The organism is Sphaerisporangium sp. NBC_01403 (assembly GCF_045040145.1).
Classification (GTDB): domain Bacteria; phylum Actinomycetota; class Actinomycetes; order Streptosporangiales; family Streptosporangiaceae; genus Sphaerisporangium; species Sphaerisporangium viridialbum.
In genome coordinates, this window is the sequence record NZ_CP109534.1 from 9,789,366 (window position 1) to 9,806,240 (window position 16,875).

Sequence of the window (16,875 nt, forward strand, 5' to 3'; positions counted from 1 at the left end):
GCGGGTTACCTTGGGGCGATGGACTCTGGATTCGGCTACTTCGCGACGCATGACGCGGTCGCTCCCGACACCGTGGCCCGGCTGGTGGAGGACCGAGGGCACGCGGCCCTGTTCTTCTCCGAGCACACCCACATCCCGGCCTCCGTGGAGCTGCCGCGACGGCCCGAGAACGGTCCGCTCCCGCGCAAGTACCGGCACACCTACGACACGCTCACGACGTGCATGGTCGCCGGCATGGCCACCACGAAGCTGCGCGTCGGCACCGGCATCTGCCTGGTGGTGCAGCACCACCCGATCACCCTCGCCAAGACGGTCGCCAGCATCGACCATCTCACCGGGGGCCGCTTCGAGTTCGGCGTCGGCGCCGGCTGGAACGACCCCGAGATCCGCAACCACGGGGTCGACCCCGCCAGGCGGTTCGCGGTGATGAAGGAGCGCGTCGAGGCGATGGAGCAGATCTGGACCCACGACGAGGCCGAGTACCACGGCGAGTTCGTGTCGTTCGACCCGATCTGGTCGTGGCCCAAGCCGGTCCAGCAGCCGTACCCGCCTGTGCTGGTGGGTGGCACGGGCCCCAAGGTGCTCGACCGCGTCCTGTCGTACGGTGACGCCTGGCTGCCCAACTATGGCCCCGGCGTGCTGGAGCGCGTGCCCGAGCTGTTCCGCAGGGCCGAGGAGGCCGGGAAGTCCGTACGGGTGGTCATGCTGTCGGTGCCGCCGGATCCGAAGGTGCTGGAGGAGTGCGAGAAGGCCGGGGTCGCCCGGGTCATGCCGTGGCTGCCTTCCGCGGGGCTCGCCCGCATCGAGCGGGAGATGGACGCCTTCGAGAAGGCGCTGGCCGACGCGCACGGCGAGTGATCCTTTGCCGCGCGCCGGCCGGTGCCCAGCGTTTCCACACCTTCACGCGGTGTGCTCGGTAAGTTGACTCAGGGCCGGATGTGGTCGGCTCTTGGTTCGCCTTGGAAGCATCTTCTAGAATATGGTTCTGCCACGTCTTGGGGCCGAACCGCACGGAGGGTGTTATGGCGATCGGGTTGAGCGAGGAGCACGAGGCGCTCCGCGAGTCCGTGAGCGGCTGGGCGGAGCGCAACATTCCCGCCGAGGTCGTGCGTTCGGCCGTGGGCGCCGAGACCGAGGAACGGCCCGGCTTCTGGGCCGGCCTCGCCGACCAGGGCCTGCTCGGCCTGCACCTGCCGGAGGAGTACGGCGGGAGCGGCTTCGGCCTGCTGGAGACCGCCGTCGCCGTGGAGGCGCTCGGCGAGCGCATGGCGCCCGGCCCGTACGTGCCGACGGTGCTGGCGTCCGTCGTGATCCTCGCCTCCGACGGCAAGGCCCGCGCCGAGCTCCTGCCCGGCCTCGCCGAGGGCACCCTGACCGGCGCCGTCGCGTTCACCGGCACGCTGACCGGCACCCGCGACGACGACGGTGTCCTGACCGTGAGCGGCACCGCCGAGCCCGTGCTCGGCGCCGCCCTCGCCGACGTGCTCGTGCTCCCGGTGAGCACCGACCGTGGCGAGGAGTGGGTGGCCCTGTCCAGGGACACTGTGACGGTCACCCCGCTGAAGAGCCTCGACCTCACCAGGGGCGTGGCCAAGGTCGAGGTCGACTCGCTCGGCGTGCCCGGCGAGCGGGTGCTCGACGGGCTGACCGGCGCCGGGGTCCGTGACCTCGGCGCGATCGTGCTCGGCGCGGAGGCGGCCGGCGTCGCCTCGTGGTGCGTGCGCGCGGCCTCCGAGTACGCCAAGGTGCGCGTGCAGTTCGGCCGCCCGATCGGCCAGTTCCAGGGCATCAAGCACAAGGCGGCCCGGATGCTGGTCGCGCTGGAGCAGGCCCGCGCCACCGTCTGGGACGCCACCCGCGCGAGCGGTGACGAGCTCGGCTACGCCGCCGCGATCGCCGGGGTCATGGCCCCCGACGCCGCCGTGCAGTGCGCCAAGGACGCGATCCAGACCTTCGGCGGCATCGGCTACACCTTCGAGCACGACGCCCACCTCTACTTCCGCCGCGCGCTGACCCTTCGCGCGCTGCTCGGCCCGTCGGCCGAGTGGGCCGAGTCGGTGGCCTCGCACGCCCTGTCCGGCGTCGCCCGCGAGATGGAGCTCGACCTCCCCGAGGACGCCGAGGCGCTGCGCACCTCCCTTCGCGAGGAGATCGCGGAGATCGCCGCGCTGGAGGGCAAGGAGCAGAAGCGCGCGCTCGCCGGCAAGGGCTTCGTGCTGCCCCACCTGCCGGAGCCGTGGGGCCGTGGGGCCTCGCCGCTGGAGCAGGTGCTCATCTACCAGGAGCTGAAGGCCGCGCGCGTACGGCTGCCGCAGATGATCATCGGCGCCTGGGTCGTGCCGTCCATCGCCGCGTACGGCACCGTCGAGCAGCAGGAGCGGTTCCTGCCCTCCACCCTGGCCGGGGAGATGATCTGGTGTCAGCTCTTCAGCGAGCCTGGCGCGGGCTCCGACCTCGCCTCGCTGCAGATGAAGGCCGAGCAGGTCGAGGGCGGTTGGAAGCTCAACGGGCAGAAGATCTGGACCTCCGTGGCGCACGTCGCCGAGTGGGGCATCTGCATCGCCCGCACGGACACCTCCAAGCCCAAGCACGACGGCATCACCTACTTCGTCGTGGACATGAAGGCCCCGGGGGTGACCGTGCGGCCCCTCACCGAGATGACCGGTGAGAACCTCTTCAACGAGGTCTTCTTCGACGACGTCTTCGTGCCGGACGACCTGGTCGTGGGCGAGATCAACGAGGGCTGGCGGGTCGCGCGCAACACCCTGTCGAACGAGCGCGTGTCTCTGTCGTCCGGATCCGGCGGCACGGGCTCCTCGGTCACCGACCTGCTCGGCCTGGCGTCCCGCCTCGGCCGCGAGCTGACGGCGGCCGAGCGGCAGGAGCTGGCCCGCGTGGTCTGCGAGGGCCACTCGATCAACGCCCTCAGCATGCGGGTCACGCTGAAGCAGCTCGCCGGGTCCGAGCCCGGCGCGGACGCCTCGGTGCGCAAGCTCCTGTCGACCTCGCACGCTCAGCACGTGTCCGAGTGCGCGGTGAGCCTGCTGGGCGCCTCCGCCACCGTGGCGGCCGACATGAAGCTGGGCGACGCCGGCTACTGGAACCGCGCCGTGCTCGCCACCCGCGCGATGACGATCTACGGCGGCACGACCGAGGTCCAGCTCAACATCATCGCCGAACGCATGCTCGGCCTCCCCCGCGACCCCGAACCAGGGAAGTAGCCGCCTGACGATCAAGCCTTCCCCGCTCGTTCGCCCCCCGCTGGTGGCTAGCCTGTACGCCATGCGGCATCCCTCCCGGCTCGCGCGGGCGCTGCCCGCCGTGCTCGGGCTGGCGCTCGGCGTGCTGGCGCTCGGGCCCGCCCTCCGGCCGGGGTTCACGCTCCTGTACGACATGGTGTTCGTGCCAGGCCCGCCGCTGCGCCTCGATCCCGGCGGGTTCCCGCGTGCCGTGCCGAGCGACCAGGTCGTCGCGCTGCTGTCGTCGGTGCTACCGGCGCAGGCCGTGCAGAAGCTCGTTCTCCTGGGCATCTTCGTGCTGGCCGGAGCCGGGGCGGCGGCGCTGGTGCCGGGGGAGCGGGTGGTTCCCCGGCTGGCGGCGGCGGTGTTCTACGCGTGGAACGCCTACCTCGCGCAGCGGTTGCTGCTCGGCCAGTGGGCGCTGCTGCTCGGGTTCGCCGGCCTGCCGTGGGCGGTCAGGGCGGCGGCCAGAGGCGGGCCGTGGCGGCTGGCCCTGGCGCTGGTCCCGGCCGCCGTCGGCGGTTTCCAGGCCATGCTCGTGTCGGCGCTCGCCGTGCTGCCCGTGGCGGCCACCCGCCCCTCCCGGCGGCTTCGCGGGACGCTGGAGGCCCTGGCCGTACTGGTGGTACTGAGCCTGCCGTGGGCGGTTCCCGCGCTGCTCAGCCATGCCGTGACCGATCCCGCGGGGGTGGACGCCTTCGCGGCCAGGGCCGACGGGCCGTTCGGCACGCTGGGCAGCCTGCTCAGCCTCGGCGGCATCTGGAACGCCCGGGCGAATGTCTCCGGCCAGGCCGGGTGGGCGCTCGCCACCGCGCGCCTGCTCGTCGCCGTGGTGGCCGTGGTCACCTTCGTACGGCTTCGCGGGGCGGCCAGGGACGAGGACGGCGAGGCGCCGCGCTCTGAGGAGAGGCTGCCGTACCGGCATGGCCTGCTGATCGCGGCGTCCGCCGGGCTGGTGATCGCGCTGGCCGGGGCGTACGCGCCGGGGGTGCTCAAGGGGATGATCGGGCTGTGGCCGGGGTTCGGGCCGTTGCGGGACGGGCAGCTCTACGTCGCTCCGCTGGTGCTGGTGCAGGCCGTCGGGTTCGGGGTGCTCGTGGGCCGCTTCTCCCGCCCCGACGCCCGAGGCCACCGGGCGGCGGTGCTCGTACCGGCCGTCGTCGGCGTGCTGCTGCCGGTGCTCGTCCTGCCGGCCTTCGCCTGGGGGGCTTCGGGGCGGCTCGCGGCGGTGGAGTATCCGGACGACTGGCGGCGCGTCCAGGCGATCGTCAACGGTGACCCCGGCCCGGGGGCGCTGATCTCGCTGCCGTGGGGCGCGCACCGGGCCTTCGCGTGGAACGGCGGCCGGGTGATCCTCGACCCGGCCACCAAGTCGTTCGCCCGGCGGGTCGTCTGGGACGACGCGCTCATCGTCGGCCGGGCGGGCGGGCGGCCGCTCCGCGTCGCGGGGGAGGACAGGCTGGCCAGGCGCGTCGGGGCGGCGATCGCGGCAGGTGACGGCCCCCTGACCTCCCTGCTCAGGGCGGCCGGTATACGGTACGTGCTCATCGTGGCACAGAACGAGAACACGTTTCGTTCACGGCTGCCCGGTGCCATCCCGGCCTACCTGGGCCCTCAGATGCTGCTGCTTCGACTGTGACCTAGTGACGGGGCCGTCGGAGGTGCATACTGGACGGTAAGTCCATTTATTACGTTTTGACCAAGCTGCTGGCTTAGAACCTGTATCACGTTCTACTCTCGGTAGGCCCACAGCGTCCGCACTTTGGAGGGAGAAGCCCAATGGTGCGAGTGCTCGCCGCTCTCGTCGTTGGGGTGGTTCTGGCGATCGGCGCGTCCGTCAGCGTCGTCAACGTTGTCGCCCCCAGCCCTCAGCCGCCCAACAAGCCGTTGTACAACTACGGCGACAGATGATCTTCCACGGGCGGGTCTCACACCACGCTCGGTGAGCCCGTCCGGTTCCACTTCGCGACAAGCACGAGGCGTGGCTTCGCCATGCCGCGAAACAGGCAGCGAAACAGGCAGCTAAACCTGCCGCCGAACAGGCCGGTGGCAAGCCGCGGAACCATGCCCATGCTCGAAACCACGCCCGAGCACGCGCGTACCAGCCAGGGGGGCTCGAGACACAGAAGGAGTGGTCGTGGTCGCACAGCAGGCGGGCCGGGCGCCCCACGATCCAGGCGACGTGCCCGTACCTCCAACCGGGCCCGCCGGTGCGCCCCGCCTCACGGTCGAGACGGCGCACGCTCCCGACCGGCTCCTCCAGGACGTCCGGGTCGCGGTGCTGAACTTCCGGGAGCCGCTGCAGTCGGTCGCGGGCGGTGCGGAGGAGTACGCCTGGCAGGTCGGCAGGTACCTGGTCGGCCAGGGCGCCTCGGTGCACTTCCTGACGAGCCGCGAGCCCGGGCAGCCGGGCAGGGAGCGGCGTGACGGCATCGAACTGCGGCGCATGGGCAACCGCTACCTCGTCTACCTGCTGGTCCCGCTGTGGATCCTGCTGCGCCGCCGCCGCTTCGACGTGGTCGTCGACTGCATGAACGGCATCCCGTTCTTCGCGCCCCTGGTGGTCGGCAGGCGCACGACGGTCATCTCGCTGGTCCACCACGTGCACGACCGCCAGTTCTACGCGTTCTTCCCGAAGTGGCTGGCACGTGCCGGCTGCTTCGTCGAGGGGCCGGTGGCGCGGCTGCTCTACCGCCACTGCACCACCGTGACCGTGTCGGAGTCCTCGCGTACGGAGCTGCGCGGCAAGCTCGGCTGGCTCGCGCCGATCGAGGTCATCCCCAACGGCAGCCCCGTCGCGCGCCCGGTGGCCGCGGACGTCGGCGGCGAGGAGGTCGCAGGTGACCCGGTCGTCGCCTACCTCGGGCGCCTGGTCGGCCACAAGCGCGTCGAACGCGTCGTCGAGCTGGTGGCCGAGCTGGGGGAGACCTGGCCCGGCCTGCACGTCCACGTGATCGGGCGCGGCCCGGAGTACCGGCCGCTGGTACGCAGGGCCGGCGCCCTCGGGGTGACCGGCAGGGTGAGCCTGCACGGCTTCCTCGCCGAGCCGGAGAAGAACGCGGTGCTCGGCGCCGCGCGGCTCAACGTCACGGCGTCGGAGTTCGAGGGGTGGGGTCTCACGGTCATCGAGGCCGCCGCCCTGGGCGTGCCCACCGTGGCCTACGACGTGGCGGGCCTGCGCGACTCGGTGCGGCACGGCGTCACCGGCTGGCTCGTCCAGGACGGCGAGTCGCTGGCCGACGTGGTCGACCGGGCGCTGAAGGAGCTGGAGGACCCGGAGCGGCGCGCGCGGATCCAGCAGGCGTGCCGGGGCTGGGCGGCGGAGTTCTCGTGGGGAAGGACGGGCGCTAGGATGACCGGACTCATCACGGCCGAACTTGAGCAAAGGGGACACGTCCGTGCCCTAGGTCTCCGTCTTGCCACAGGTGAGAGCCATATCCCCTGAACCCCCGCCAAGGGTGCGTTTTGACCGCTGATGCCTGGTTCCGCCGCCTGACGGTCGGCCGCGCCGGGCCCGATGCCCCGGGATCCCGGCTGCGCGGGCGGCTACGCCTGCTGGCGAGCTGCCTGCTCCTCGGGGCGATCGCCTTCAACACCTCGCCTGGCCAGGTCATCGCCGAGACCAAGCTCGACATGGCGGTCAACCCGATCGGCTTCCTGGCACGTGCCGCCCATCTCTGGGACGACGCCTTCTTCGGGCACCTGCAGAACCAGGCGTACGGCTACCTGTTCCCGATGGGGCCGTTCTACGCCCTGTTCCGCTGGCTCGACATGCCTCCGTGGAACATCCAGCGGCTGTGGATGACGCTGGTGCTGTGCGCGGCGTTCCTCGGCACCGAGCGGGTCGCGCGCGCTCTGCGCGTCGGCACCCCCAACACCAGGATCCTCGCCGGGCTGGCCTACGCGCTCGCGCCGCACGCGCTGGCGCTCATCGGCGTCAACTCCTCGGAGTTCCAGCCCAGCGCGGTGCTGCCGTGGATCCTGCTGCCGCTCGTACGCGGCGCCGACCAGAGTGTCAGCCCCCGCCGCGCCGCCGCGCTCTCGGCCGTCGCGTTCCTGTTCGCCGGGGGCATCAACGCCGCCGCCGAGCTGGCCGTCCTCGTCGTGCCGTTGCTGTACCTGCTCACCCGCCGGAGCGGCTCGCGCAAGCGGCGGCTGCTGGCCTGGTGGCTCGCCTGCGTCGCGGCCGTGTCGATGTGGTGGCTGGTGCCGCTCGTGCTGCTCGGCCGCTACATCTTCTCCTTCCTGCCGTTCATCGAGACCGCCGCCGCGACCACGGGCGTGACGTCCCTGCTGAACACTCTGCGCGGCACGTCGAGCTGGATCTCCTTCCTGCCCGTGGACGGCAAGCCCTGGCTGCCCGCCGCCTACGACCAGGCGACCCAGCCGTGGCTGGTCGTCGTCACCGCCGCCGTCGCCGCCCTGGGCCTCGCGGGACTGGTCCGCGGGTCCACTCCCGAGCGCACGTTCCTGGTGCTGTGCGTGCTCGCCGGGGTGGTCATCGTCACCGCCGGGCACGCCGACGCGCTCGCCTTCCCATGGGCCGGGCAGTTCAGAGCCCTGCTCGACGGCCCGCTCGCCCCCTTCCGCAACCTGCACAAGTTCGACGCGCTGCTGCGGCTGCCGCTCGCCCTGGGCCTGGCCGCCCTGCCCGCGTGGCGCCCGGAGGGTACGCGGCTACGGCTGGCCGCCGTCAGCGCGGGCCTCGCGGGGCTCGCCGTGCTGCCCGTAGCCACCTCGGGGATCACCCCGGCCGGCGCGTTCACCGACCTGCCCTCCTACTGGCGCGACGCCGCCACCTGGCTGAACGCCAACACCGGCCATGGCATGGTGCTCGCGGTGCCCGGCTCCAGGCGCGGCGAGTACCTGTGGGGCCGTCCGCTCGACGAGCCGATGCAGTCGCTGCTGACCGTGCGCTGGGCCACGCACTCGAACGTGCCGTGGGGCTCGGCCGGGCTGGCACGCCTGCTCCAGGCGGTCGACGAGCGCTTCTCCGACGGCGAGGGATCAGAGGGCCTCACCCTCACCCTGCGCCGCATCGGGGTGAAGTACCTGCTCGTCCGCAACGACCTGGCGCGCGACACCATCGGCTCGGCGTGGCCGGCCCGCGTCCACCAGACCATCGAGGACTCCGCGGGGCTGGTGCGGGTCGCCCAGTTCGGCCCCCTGGTCGGCCAGGTCTCCAGTCCCACGGCCTCGAACTGGTTCGACCAGGCCTACCCCGCCCTGGAGGTCTACGCGGTACCAGACCCCGCGCCGGTCGCGGGCACCGTACCGGCCGAGGCGACGCTGCGGATGGCGGGGGCGCCCGAGGGCGTGCTGGCCATGGCGGAGCAGGGTGTGCTCAAGGACGACGCCCCGGTCCTGGTGGGAGACGAGCCCGGCGCCTCGTCGGTGCCCGCCAGGAAGACCGTGGTCACCGACACCCTGCGCAGGCGGCAGATGGTCTTCGGCGACGTCCGGCGGAGCGCGGGGCCGACGCTCACCGAGGGCGGGAAGCTGAACGCCACCACCGACCTGCTGGACCCGGCCTGGGCCTCGGCCACCTCGTCCGCGCGCTACCTCGGGATCGACGACGTCAGGGCGTCCTCCTCGGACGCCGACATCACGGCGGCTGCGGGGGAGCGGGACGCGGGCCGCCTGCCGTTCGCCGCCTTCGACGGCGACGCGCGCACCGGATGGCGGTCGGACGGGTGGAACGGCGCGCTGGGCGAGTGGCTGGAGGCCAGGTTCGTCGAGCCGGTGCCGATGAAGGACATCACGATCGCGTTCGACCAGGGCCCGATCGGACCGCCCGTCGCCGAGGTCGAGCTGTCGACCGCGACGGGGACGCGGCGCGTGCCCGTGCGCGAGACCGCGGATCCTCAGCTGTTCGCGCCTCCGCCCGGAACGACGACCTGGCTGCGCATCCGGGTCACCAAGCTGGCCTACCAGCCGAAGAGCTCCTTCGGCAGCCGGGTGGGCATCACCGAGGTCGCCATCCCCGGCGTGCGGCCGACGCGGGCCATCGCCGCTCCCGGGCTGCCCGGCGGCGGTGACGCGGGCACCGTGATGCTGACTTCGCAGGGCAAGGCCCCGGCCTGCATGCGCGGCTCGTCCGCCTGGACCTGCTCGCACCGGCTGGAGATCCTGGGCGAGGACGGCTACGGCTTCGAGCGGCTGTTCGCGGTCGACTCCAACCAGACCCGCACGCTGAGCGGCACGGCCGTGCTCACCGATCCGAGGTCGGCGGACCTGCTCACCACGCTGCCGAACGCCTACCCGCACGTCACGGCGTCCTCGACGATCACCGACTACCCCGCCGTCCTCGGGCGCTCGGCCATGGACGGCGACGAGAAGACCCTCTGGTACGCCCAGCCGTTCGACCGCCACCCCACGCTCTCGATCGACCTCGGCGAGACCCGGAAGTTCTCCCAGATCAAGGTGCTGTTCCCCGACTCCTTCCTGGGCAAGCCCCCTGTGAAGATCACCATCCGCACGGGGTCGCGCACCGTCCAGGCGTGGGTCGGCGGCGACGGGCGGGTGGCGTTCCCCGAGCTCACCACCCGGCGGCTCAGCATCGAGTTCACCGCGCCCGCCTCGCGGGCGATCGAGGTCGCCGAGGTGAGCATCCCGGGAGTGAAGCCGCTCGGCCAGCTCGGCGGATTCCCGCTCCGGCTGCCCTGCGGCTACGGCCCCACCCTTGAGGTCGACGGCAACACCGTGCCGACCCGCATCGTCGGCGGCACCCTCAACGACGTGCTGAACGGCCGTCCCCTGACCTACGCCGGCTGCACGCCGGTGCGGCTCATCCCGGGGATGACCTGGGTCGGGGCGCCGTTCAGCGACGCCTTCAGGGTCAGGTCGGCGGTCCTGCGCGGGGAGTCGGCCGCCGACGACGGCACGACGAAGATCCAGCCCGCCCGCGTCGAGAGCTGGGGACCCGAGGAGCGGCGGCTGGCCGTATCCACGAGCGAGCGCTCCTACCTGACCGTCGGCGAGAACTACAACGCCGGCTGGCACGCCTACCTCAAGGGCGCGCGGCTCACGCCCGTACGCCTCGACGGCTGGCGGCAGGCGTGGATCCTGCCCGCGGGCGCCGGGACGGTGGTGCTCAGGTACGAGCCGGACGCGACGTACCGGGTGGCGCTGCTGGCCGGGTTCGGCCTGGTCGTGGCCGTGGCGGCGCTGGCCCTGATCCGCGCGAGGCCCGGGCGCCGCCCGCCCAAGGCGGGCGCGGGGAGGGTCGGGGCCCGCTGGGTCTGGCCGGCCGCGCCGCTGGTCGGGCTGTGGGTCGGCGGGTTCGCGGGCGCGGTGATCCTCTCGGCGCTGGTGCTGGTGGGTCTGTGGCTTCCCCGCGTGCTCGCCGCCCAGCACGCCGGCGGCGGCCGGGCGCGGCGGGCCGCCCGCATCACGCTGTCCCCCTGGGTGCCCGCGTGGGCGCTGGTCCTGGCCGGGCTGAGCGCGGCGGTGGGCGCCGAGTTCCAGGTGGCGCCGCTGACCGGCCTGGTGCCCCAGCTCTGCTGCCTCGTGGTGGTCGCCCGGCTGCTGGCCGCCGTACCCTCCCTGGGCCCATCCCCGACCCCGGCGGGCCCGGTGCCGAAGCACCGCGAGGCCACGCTGACGGAGGTGGGCGGGTGACGCGCGAGCAGCTGCTGAGGACCATCCCGTACGTCGTGGTGGCCTTCCTGGTGACGATGGCGGTGCTGCTGCGTTACTACGTCTACGGCAACAGCCTCATGCTGCCGCTGGACCAGCGCAGGATCTCTCACCTCACCGCCCCGGCGGCCACCTACCTCGACACCGCCACCTTCCAGGTCCGTACGGGCGTGCCGATGACCGAGACGGTCTCGCTGTACGGCGACCCGGTGGCGGGGGACGCGCGCACCGCGGTGTGGGTGGAGTTCTCGTCCCTGGAGACGGGGTACGGCCAGCGGATCGACTACCACGAGCGCAGGACGGCCTTCGACCGGCACACCGGGCTCACCGTCGACTGCTGCGACGCGTACATCGACCAGGACACGGCCGTGCGGCAGACGGGGCTGGCGTTCCGGCTGCCGTACGGGGCGGAGCCGCGCGGGTACCCGATCTTCGACACCGTGCTCAAGCGCCAGGTCACGCTGCGGTACGAGGGCGAGGAGACCGTCGAGGGCCTGCCGACCTACCGCTACTCCTACACCGTCGGCCCCGCCAAGGTGGAGGACCTGCCCGACCAGATGCCGGGCAAGGTGCTCGGCCTGCCCGCGTGGAAGCTCGTCAGCGTGGCGAGGTACGTGCGGATCACCAGGACGATGTGGGTCGAGCCGGAGAGCGGCCTGCCGGTCAGGACGCGCGAGCAGCGGCAGGACACCCTGCGCACCCCCGACCAGGTGGACCGCCTGGTCAGCTTCCAGGCCGACCTCACCACCGAGCCGGGGGACGTGGACGCCCAGGTGGGCGAGGCCGCGGGGTTCCGGCGATGGGCGATCATGATCCGCGACGTGTTCCCGGTGGTCTGCCTCGTGCTCGCGCTCGTGGTCATCCCGGTCGCGGTGGCCGTGCGCCTCCGCCGCCGCCCGAAGGCGGAGGGGTCAGCGCCGGCGCAGGACGAGCAGGAGGTTCCAGGTCACGATCTCGCGGACGCCGGGTAACCGCACCACGCCCGTGGCCCATTCGGGGTGGTACCTCGGCCGGGCGTCCAGCACCTCGGCGTCCGCACGCGACCGGGCCCAGCGGAGGGCGGCGGCCACCGACACGGGGTAGAGGCTCTCGCCGTACAGGTTCTTCGGGCGGTGGCCCTGGCGGGCGGTGTAGCGGCGCGCGGCGCGGTGGCCGCCAAGGTAGTGCCAGGGGGAGGTCTCGTGGCCGCCCCAGGGCGAGAGCCAGTTCGTGAACGACAGGTAGACGACGCCGCCCGGCCGGGTGACCCGCACCATCTCGGCCGCCATGCGCCAGGGGTCGGGCACGTGCTCCAGCACGTTGGAGGAGAAGCAGACGTCCACGGAGGCGTCGCGCAGCGGGATGTCGAGCGCGCTCCCGAGCACCGCGCCCTCGGGGACGGCGCCGTCCCGCGCCATCATCTCCCCGGCGTCGCAGTCGACGCACAGCGTCCGCGCGCCGTGGGCGCGGAGCACCTCGGTGAAGTACCCCGGCCCGCCGCCCACGTCGGCCACTAGCGCGCCCGGCAGGCCGGTGTACGTCGCGAGCTGGGCGGCCGTGTCGCGGGCCAGCATGCCGTAGAAGAGATCGGGGTCCGTCTGCTCCTTGCGGAAGGCCGACAGCAGCCGGACCGACCGGCCCAGTGTGGCGCGGAAGGGCGCGTTCGAGGTCTCCACGTCTGCTTCCATTCACCGGAGTGGTTCGGGTGCCCGGGAGCATAACACCGCGTTGCGCCTGGTTTGCGGGGCTCGTAGGGTGTTCGTTACTCGGGGGTAGCAACCGGCGCGTGATCGGAGGGACCGTTGCCGCAGACCGCGGAGGTCGAGCCGCCGGAGCAGCCGACCCTGAGCATCGCCTACCCGAGATGGATGGCCCGCCTGGCGCACCCCGTGCTGCTCCTCGGCACGCTGCTGGTGGTCGCGTCGATGGGCCTGCGCGTGCCGATCCTGCGCAGCGCGTACTTCATCGAGGACGACCTGCTGTTCGTCGGGGACGCCTACGAGCATGACCTGACGTTCGACTTCCTGTTCCGCGTGCACAAGGGCCACCTGATGCCCGGCGCGCTCGGGCTGACGTGGGTGGAGTCGCGGCTCGCCGCCTACGACTGGCTGCTGGTCGCCTCGGTGACGTTCGTCCTGCAGGCGCTGGTCGCGGTGCTGATGTTCCGCCTGCTGTGGTCGCTGTTCGGGCCCCGCATGGGCATCCTGCTGCCACTGGCGGTGTACCTCTTCTGCCCGCTCACGATCCCCGCCTTCAGCTGGTGGTCGGCGGCGCTCAACGCCGTCCCGCTGCAGCTCGCCATCGTGCTCGCGCTGTCGTCGCAGCTCCGCCACGCGCGCGGCGAGGGGACGAGGCACGCCTTCCGGGCCCTCGGCTGGGTCGTGTTCGGCATGGCCTTCAGCACCAAGGGCGTGTTCGTGTCCCTGCTGCTGTTCGCCCTGACCACGGCCTTCCTGCGGGCGGAGGAGGCCGGATGGCTCACCTCCGTGGGGCGGGAGCTGCGCGAGCACTGGCGGCTGTGGGGGGTCCACGTCCTGCTCATGGGCGGCTACACGGCCCTGTACCTGTCACGCCAGTACACCGCGCCCGGGGAGGGCGCGGCGGTGCCCAAGCCGGACGTCGCCGCCGACCTGATCGGAACGCTGCTCGGCCGCACCCTGCCCACCGGCGTGGTCGGCGGCCCGCTGTCGTGGGGTCCCGTGCCGTCCACGGGCGGCATGGCCGCCCCCTCCACGCTCCTCGTCGTCGCCGCCTGGACGGCGCTCGCCGTCCTGGTGGGCGCCACCCTGCTCTACCGCCGCCGGGCGGCGCGCGCGTGGCTCATCGTCGCGGTGTACCTCGTGGTCGTCGACGCCGTCCCCACGGTGATCGCCCGGGGCACCGCGCTCGGGCTGGTCGGCGCCGAGACCCGCTACGTGGCCGACGCCGTCGTGGTGTTCGCCGTGTGCCTCGGCGTGGCCCTGCTGCCGCTGCGCGACGAGCCCGCCCCCTACCGCAGGCCGGTTCCCGCGGGCACCGTCGTCCCGCTGGTGACGGGGCTGGCCGCCGGGGCGTACCTGACGATGTCGGTGGTCTCCATCGAGAACTTCCGGCAGACCCTGTCCGGGGACCACGTGCGGACCTACCTCGGCAACGTGCGGGCGGCCCTGGCCAAGGCGCCGGCCGACACCGTGATCTTCTCGCGCCCGGTGCCCGACTCCGTCGTGCTGCCGTGGAACGGCGGCCGCCGCCTCAGCCACCACCTGCTCGCACCGCTCGCCTCTCCTGCGCTCCGTGCCCGGATGCGCGTGCCCGAGCCGTCCGACCACGCCATGGTGTTCGACGACAGCGGCAGGCTGGTCCCGGTGAGCGTGACCCCCGACTTCGCCCAGGTGCCGCCCCCGAAGAAGAAGTGCCTGCCGACGCTGGGCGGCTCGGTCTACTACCCGGAGGCGGTCAGCTGGGGCGGCCCGGACGGGGTGGCGGGCCTGGCCTATTCGGCCAACCGGCCGACCTCGGTGTCCATCGAGGTCAGCGGCCAGAGCCAGCAGCTCAACCTGGCGGCGACCTCCGGCGCGCTGGTGCACTTCCCGATCCTGACCCCGGGCAAGGGCCTGCTCCTGCGCGTCGACGACCCGTCCGCGGACGTCTGCCTCAAGGGGTTCGCCCTTGGGGCAGCGGTTCCGGTGAACGGGCGCTGAGCGCGGGCGGCCGCAGGAAGCGGACCAGCCCGCGAGCCGGCTCCTCGACGTACTTGTAGGTCAGCGCGGCGAGCGCGATCGTCAGCGCGCCGACCACGAGGAGGTTCACCAGGAAGTTCCCCGAGAACGGCCGCTGCTCGGTGAGGTCGTACCACATGTAGAGCGCGATGAACTGCCACAGGAACACCCCGTAGGAGATGCGCCCGAAGTAGCGCATCACCGGGTTGCCGAGCAGCCGGCCCACAGGGGCGTCGCCGCGCGACAGCATGGCGCAGGGCGCCACCAGGCACGCGGCGATGGTGCTGTAGAGGGCCAGCTCGAAGACGCCGCTCCAGACCCCGTCGACGCCCGAGAACCGGGGGCCGGTCACCGGGGATGCCGCGACCGCGTAGGCCAGCCCGGCCACCGCCCACAGCGTGCCCGGTGAGGCGTTCACCGCGCGCACCAGGCGCCCGGCCGGGCCGTCCTGCTCGCGGCGCGCCCACACCAGGACCACGGCCAGCGCCATGCCGGGCGCGAAGAACGTCAGCGCGCGCGGGAGCCAGGTGTTCATGTAGGGCCGGTACTCGGGGTAGTAGCTCAGGATCGTCCACAGGTAGGAGACCGCGGCGAGGGCGGCGAGGCCCAGCAGCAGGCGCCTCGCCCGCCGCCCGGCGTCGCCCCCGCCCCGGCGGGCGAACCTCGCGAGCCCCGCGGCCAGCAGCGGGAGCACCAGGTAGAACGCCACCTCCACGCAGAGGCTCCACATCTGCGCGAGCCCCTTCGGGCCGAGCCCGAACCACCAGGGGTGGGTCTCGTAGTTCTGGGCCAGGAACACCATCTGCAGCCAGGTCTTGGTGTCGCCGAGGTGGTCGCGCGACCACAGGAGCATGGCGATGACCACGACCAGCCAGTAGGCGGGCAGGATGCGCAGGGCGCGCTTGACCAGGTACGTCCCGGTGCTGGGCGGCTCGGTCCCCTCCACGGCGGCCCTGGCGTACGGGCGGTAGAGCAGCAGCCCCGAGAGGGTGAAGAAGATCGGCACGGCCACGTCACCGCGCGAGAGCAGGGCGCCGAAGTAGTTGTCCTGAAGCGCGGTGGCGGACTCGATGGCGACATGGAAGATCAGGACCGCGAAGGCGGCGACGGCCCGCATTCCGTCGAGCGCGTCGAGGTGCCCGCCCAACTTAGAACCTGTTTCTGTCACTTTTCCGCATCCCTCGTGACGTGGGGTCACTCGCCGAACTAACATATCCCGAATTAGAACTTTGTTTTAGGACATATCGCCGCGAGCACCCCCGCGCGTACCGTCACCAGTTGTCGAGAGCAAGAACACCCCCGCCGTCCGGACAAAAGCCCGGCCCGGCGGGCACCCCCAGGAGGAGCGATGGGCCGCGTCGTCGGAATTGTTCTCTTAGGAGTAGGCACGTTCCTGATCGCGCTGGCACCGCTCGTGAGGTTCCAGGTCGCGGATCGGCTCATTGCCGCGCCGGCCGATCAGTACGGCATCACGAAGCTGAGCGCCGACAACGCCCAGTACTTCAGCGCCGGTGACCTGAAAGTACTCACAGGAACCCTGGACATCACCGTCACCACCCGGGGCGACGTCACGGACTCCACCGACGACAAGGTCGTCTGGGACCAGTTCACCTCGGTCAGCGACGTGACCAACGACAGGCCCGGCATCTCGATGACGGAGTTCCGCAGCGCCTTCAACAAGTACACGGGGGCGGCGGTCAACTGCTGCGGGGCCAGCATCGACAAGCAGCCGGTGAAGCTGGAGGGGCAGATCTTCCTGTTCCCGTTCGGCGCGGAGAAGAAGACCTACAAGGTGTTCAACTCCAGCACGGGCGCGGCGTACGACGCCGTGTTCGACGGCGAGGACACCGTCAACGGGCTGCGGGTCTACAGGTACGTGCAGCAGGTGCCCGCCACCAAGACGCAGACGGTGACCGCCCCCGCCTCCGTGATGGGCATCGACGAGGCCGGTGACGTGCAGCTCGGCCGCTGGTACGACGGCACCGTCACGTTCTGGGTGGAGCCGACGAGCGGCGTGCCGGTCAGGCAGGAGCAGCGGCGTCACGAGGTGCTCAAGACCGAGGACGGCGTCGAGCGCAAGCCGGCCCTGATCGCCACCGCGAAGTACACCCCGCAGACCACCGACGACCTGGTGAAGAAGGCGATCGAGTCCAGGGACCAGATCGGCCTGATCAAGACCACGATCCCGGTCGTCCTGCTCGTCGCCGGGCTGCTGGTGCTCGTCGCCGGGGCCTTCCTCGTCGTCCGGCGCCGCCCGGCGACGTCGCGGCGCGGGAGCGCCGGGGATTCGTGACCGCCGGGCACACGGGAGTGCGGCCGTC

At 72.2% G+C, this 16,875-nt stretch carries 10 protein-coding genes; 8 read left to right on the top strand and 2 right to left on the bottom strand.

Features of this window, described 5'->3' with window-relative positions; genetic code table 11:
• The first annotated feature begins 18 nt into the window (after nucleotides 1-18).
• From OG589_RS44265 to OG589_RS44290, 6 genes are all read left to right on the top strand, one after another.
• Nucleotides 19-858, top strand: coding sequence for a TIGR03619 family F420-dependent LLM class oxidoreductase (locus tag OG589_RS44265; protein ID WP_405144929.1), 840 nt, complete (start codon nucleotides 19-21; stop codon nucleotides 856-858).
• A 164-nt stretch (nucleotides 859-1,022) separates the two neighbouring features.
• On the top strand, nucleotides 1,023-3,221 hold the full coding sequence (locus tag OG589_RS44270; RefSeq protein WP_405144930.1) for an acyl-CoA dehydrogenase: 2,199 nt from the start codon (nucleotides 1,023-1,025) through the stop codon (nucleotides 3,219-3,221).
• Nucleotides 3,222-3,282: 61 nt separating this feature from the next.
• A complete protein-coding gene (locus OG589_RS44275) occupies nucleotides 3,283-4,878 on the top strand; it encodes a hypothetical protein (RefSeq protein ID WP_405144931.1) in 1,596 nt (531 codons plus the stop codon).
• A gap of 498 nt (nucleotides 4,879-5,376) precedes the next feature.
• On the top strand, nucleotides 5,377-6,684 hold the full coding sequence (locus OG589_RS44280) for a glycosyltransferase family 4 protein (protein ID WP_405144932.1): 1,308 nt from the start codon (nucleotides 5,377-5,379) through the stop codon (nucleotides 6,682-6,684).
• Nucleotides 6,685-6,704: 20 nt separating this feature from the next.
• The gene (locus OG589_RS44285; RefSeq protein ID WP_405144933.1) at nucleotides 6,705-10,859 is read left to right on the top strand and encodes an alpha-(1->3)-arabinofuranosyltransferase family protein; all 4,155 of its coding nucleotides are present in this window, start codon (nucleotides 6,705-6,707) and stop codon (nucleotides 10,857-10,859) included.
• A complete protein-coding gene (locus OG589_RS44290; protein ID WP_405144934.1) occupies nucleotides 10,856-11,848 on the top strand; it encodes a DUF3068 domain-containing protein in 993 nt (330 codons plus the stop codon). The genes OG589_RS44285 and OG589_RS44290 overlap by 4 nt, the downstream gene beginning before the upstream one ends.
• Here the strand turns inward: OG589_RS44290 and OG589_RS44295 are convergent.
• A complete protein-coding gene (locus tag OG589_RS44295) occupies nucleotides 11,789-12,544 on the bottom strand; it encodes a methyltransferase domain-containing protein (protein ID WP_405144935.1) in 756 nt (251 codons plus the stop codon). The genes OG589_RS44290 and OG589_RS44295 overlap by 60 nt on opposite strands.
• Before the next feature lie 114 nt (nucleotides 12,545-12,658).
• Between OG589_RS44295 and OG589_RS44300 the strand changes: the two genes are divergently transcribed.
• Nucleotides 12,659-14,536: a hypothetical protein gene (locus tag OG589_RS44300; protein WP_405144936.1), complete on the top strand. Its 1,878-nt coding sequence runs from the start codon at nucleotides 12,659-12,661 to the stop codon at nucleotides 14,534-14,536.
• On the opposite strand, the gene OG589_RS44305 is transcribed toward OG589_RS44300, so the two are convergent.
• Nucleotides 14,490-15,701 carry an acyltransferase family protein gene (locus OG589_RS44305; RefSeq protein ID WP_405144937.1) on the bottom strand — a complete coding sequence of 404 codons (1,212 nt, stop codon included), beginning with the start codon at nucleotides 15,699-15,701 and terminating at the stop codon, nucleotides 14,490-14,492. The genes OG589_RS44300 and OG589_RS44305 overlap by 47 nt on opposite strands.
• Nucleotides 15,702-15,902: 201 nt before the next feature.
• On the opposite strand from OG589_RS44305, the gene OG589_RS44310 reads away from it, so the two are divergent.
• Entirely contained in the window at nucleotides 15,903-16,847 is a 945-nt protein-coding gene (locus tag OG589_RS44310; protein ID WP_405144938.1) for a DUF3068 domain-containing protein, read from the top strand.
• Nucleotides 16,848-16,875 lie beyond the last annotated feature (28 nt).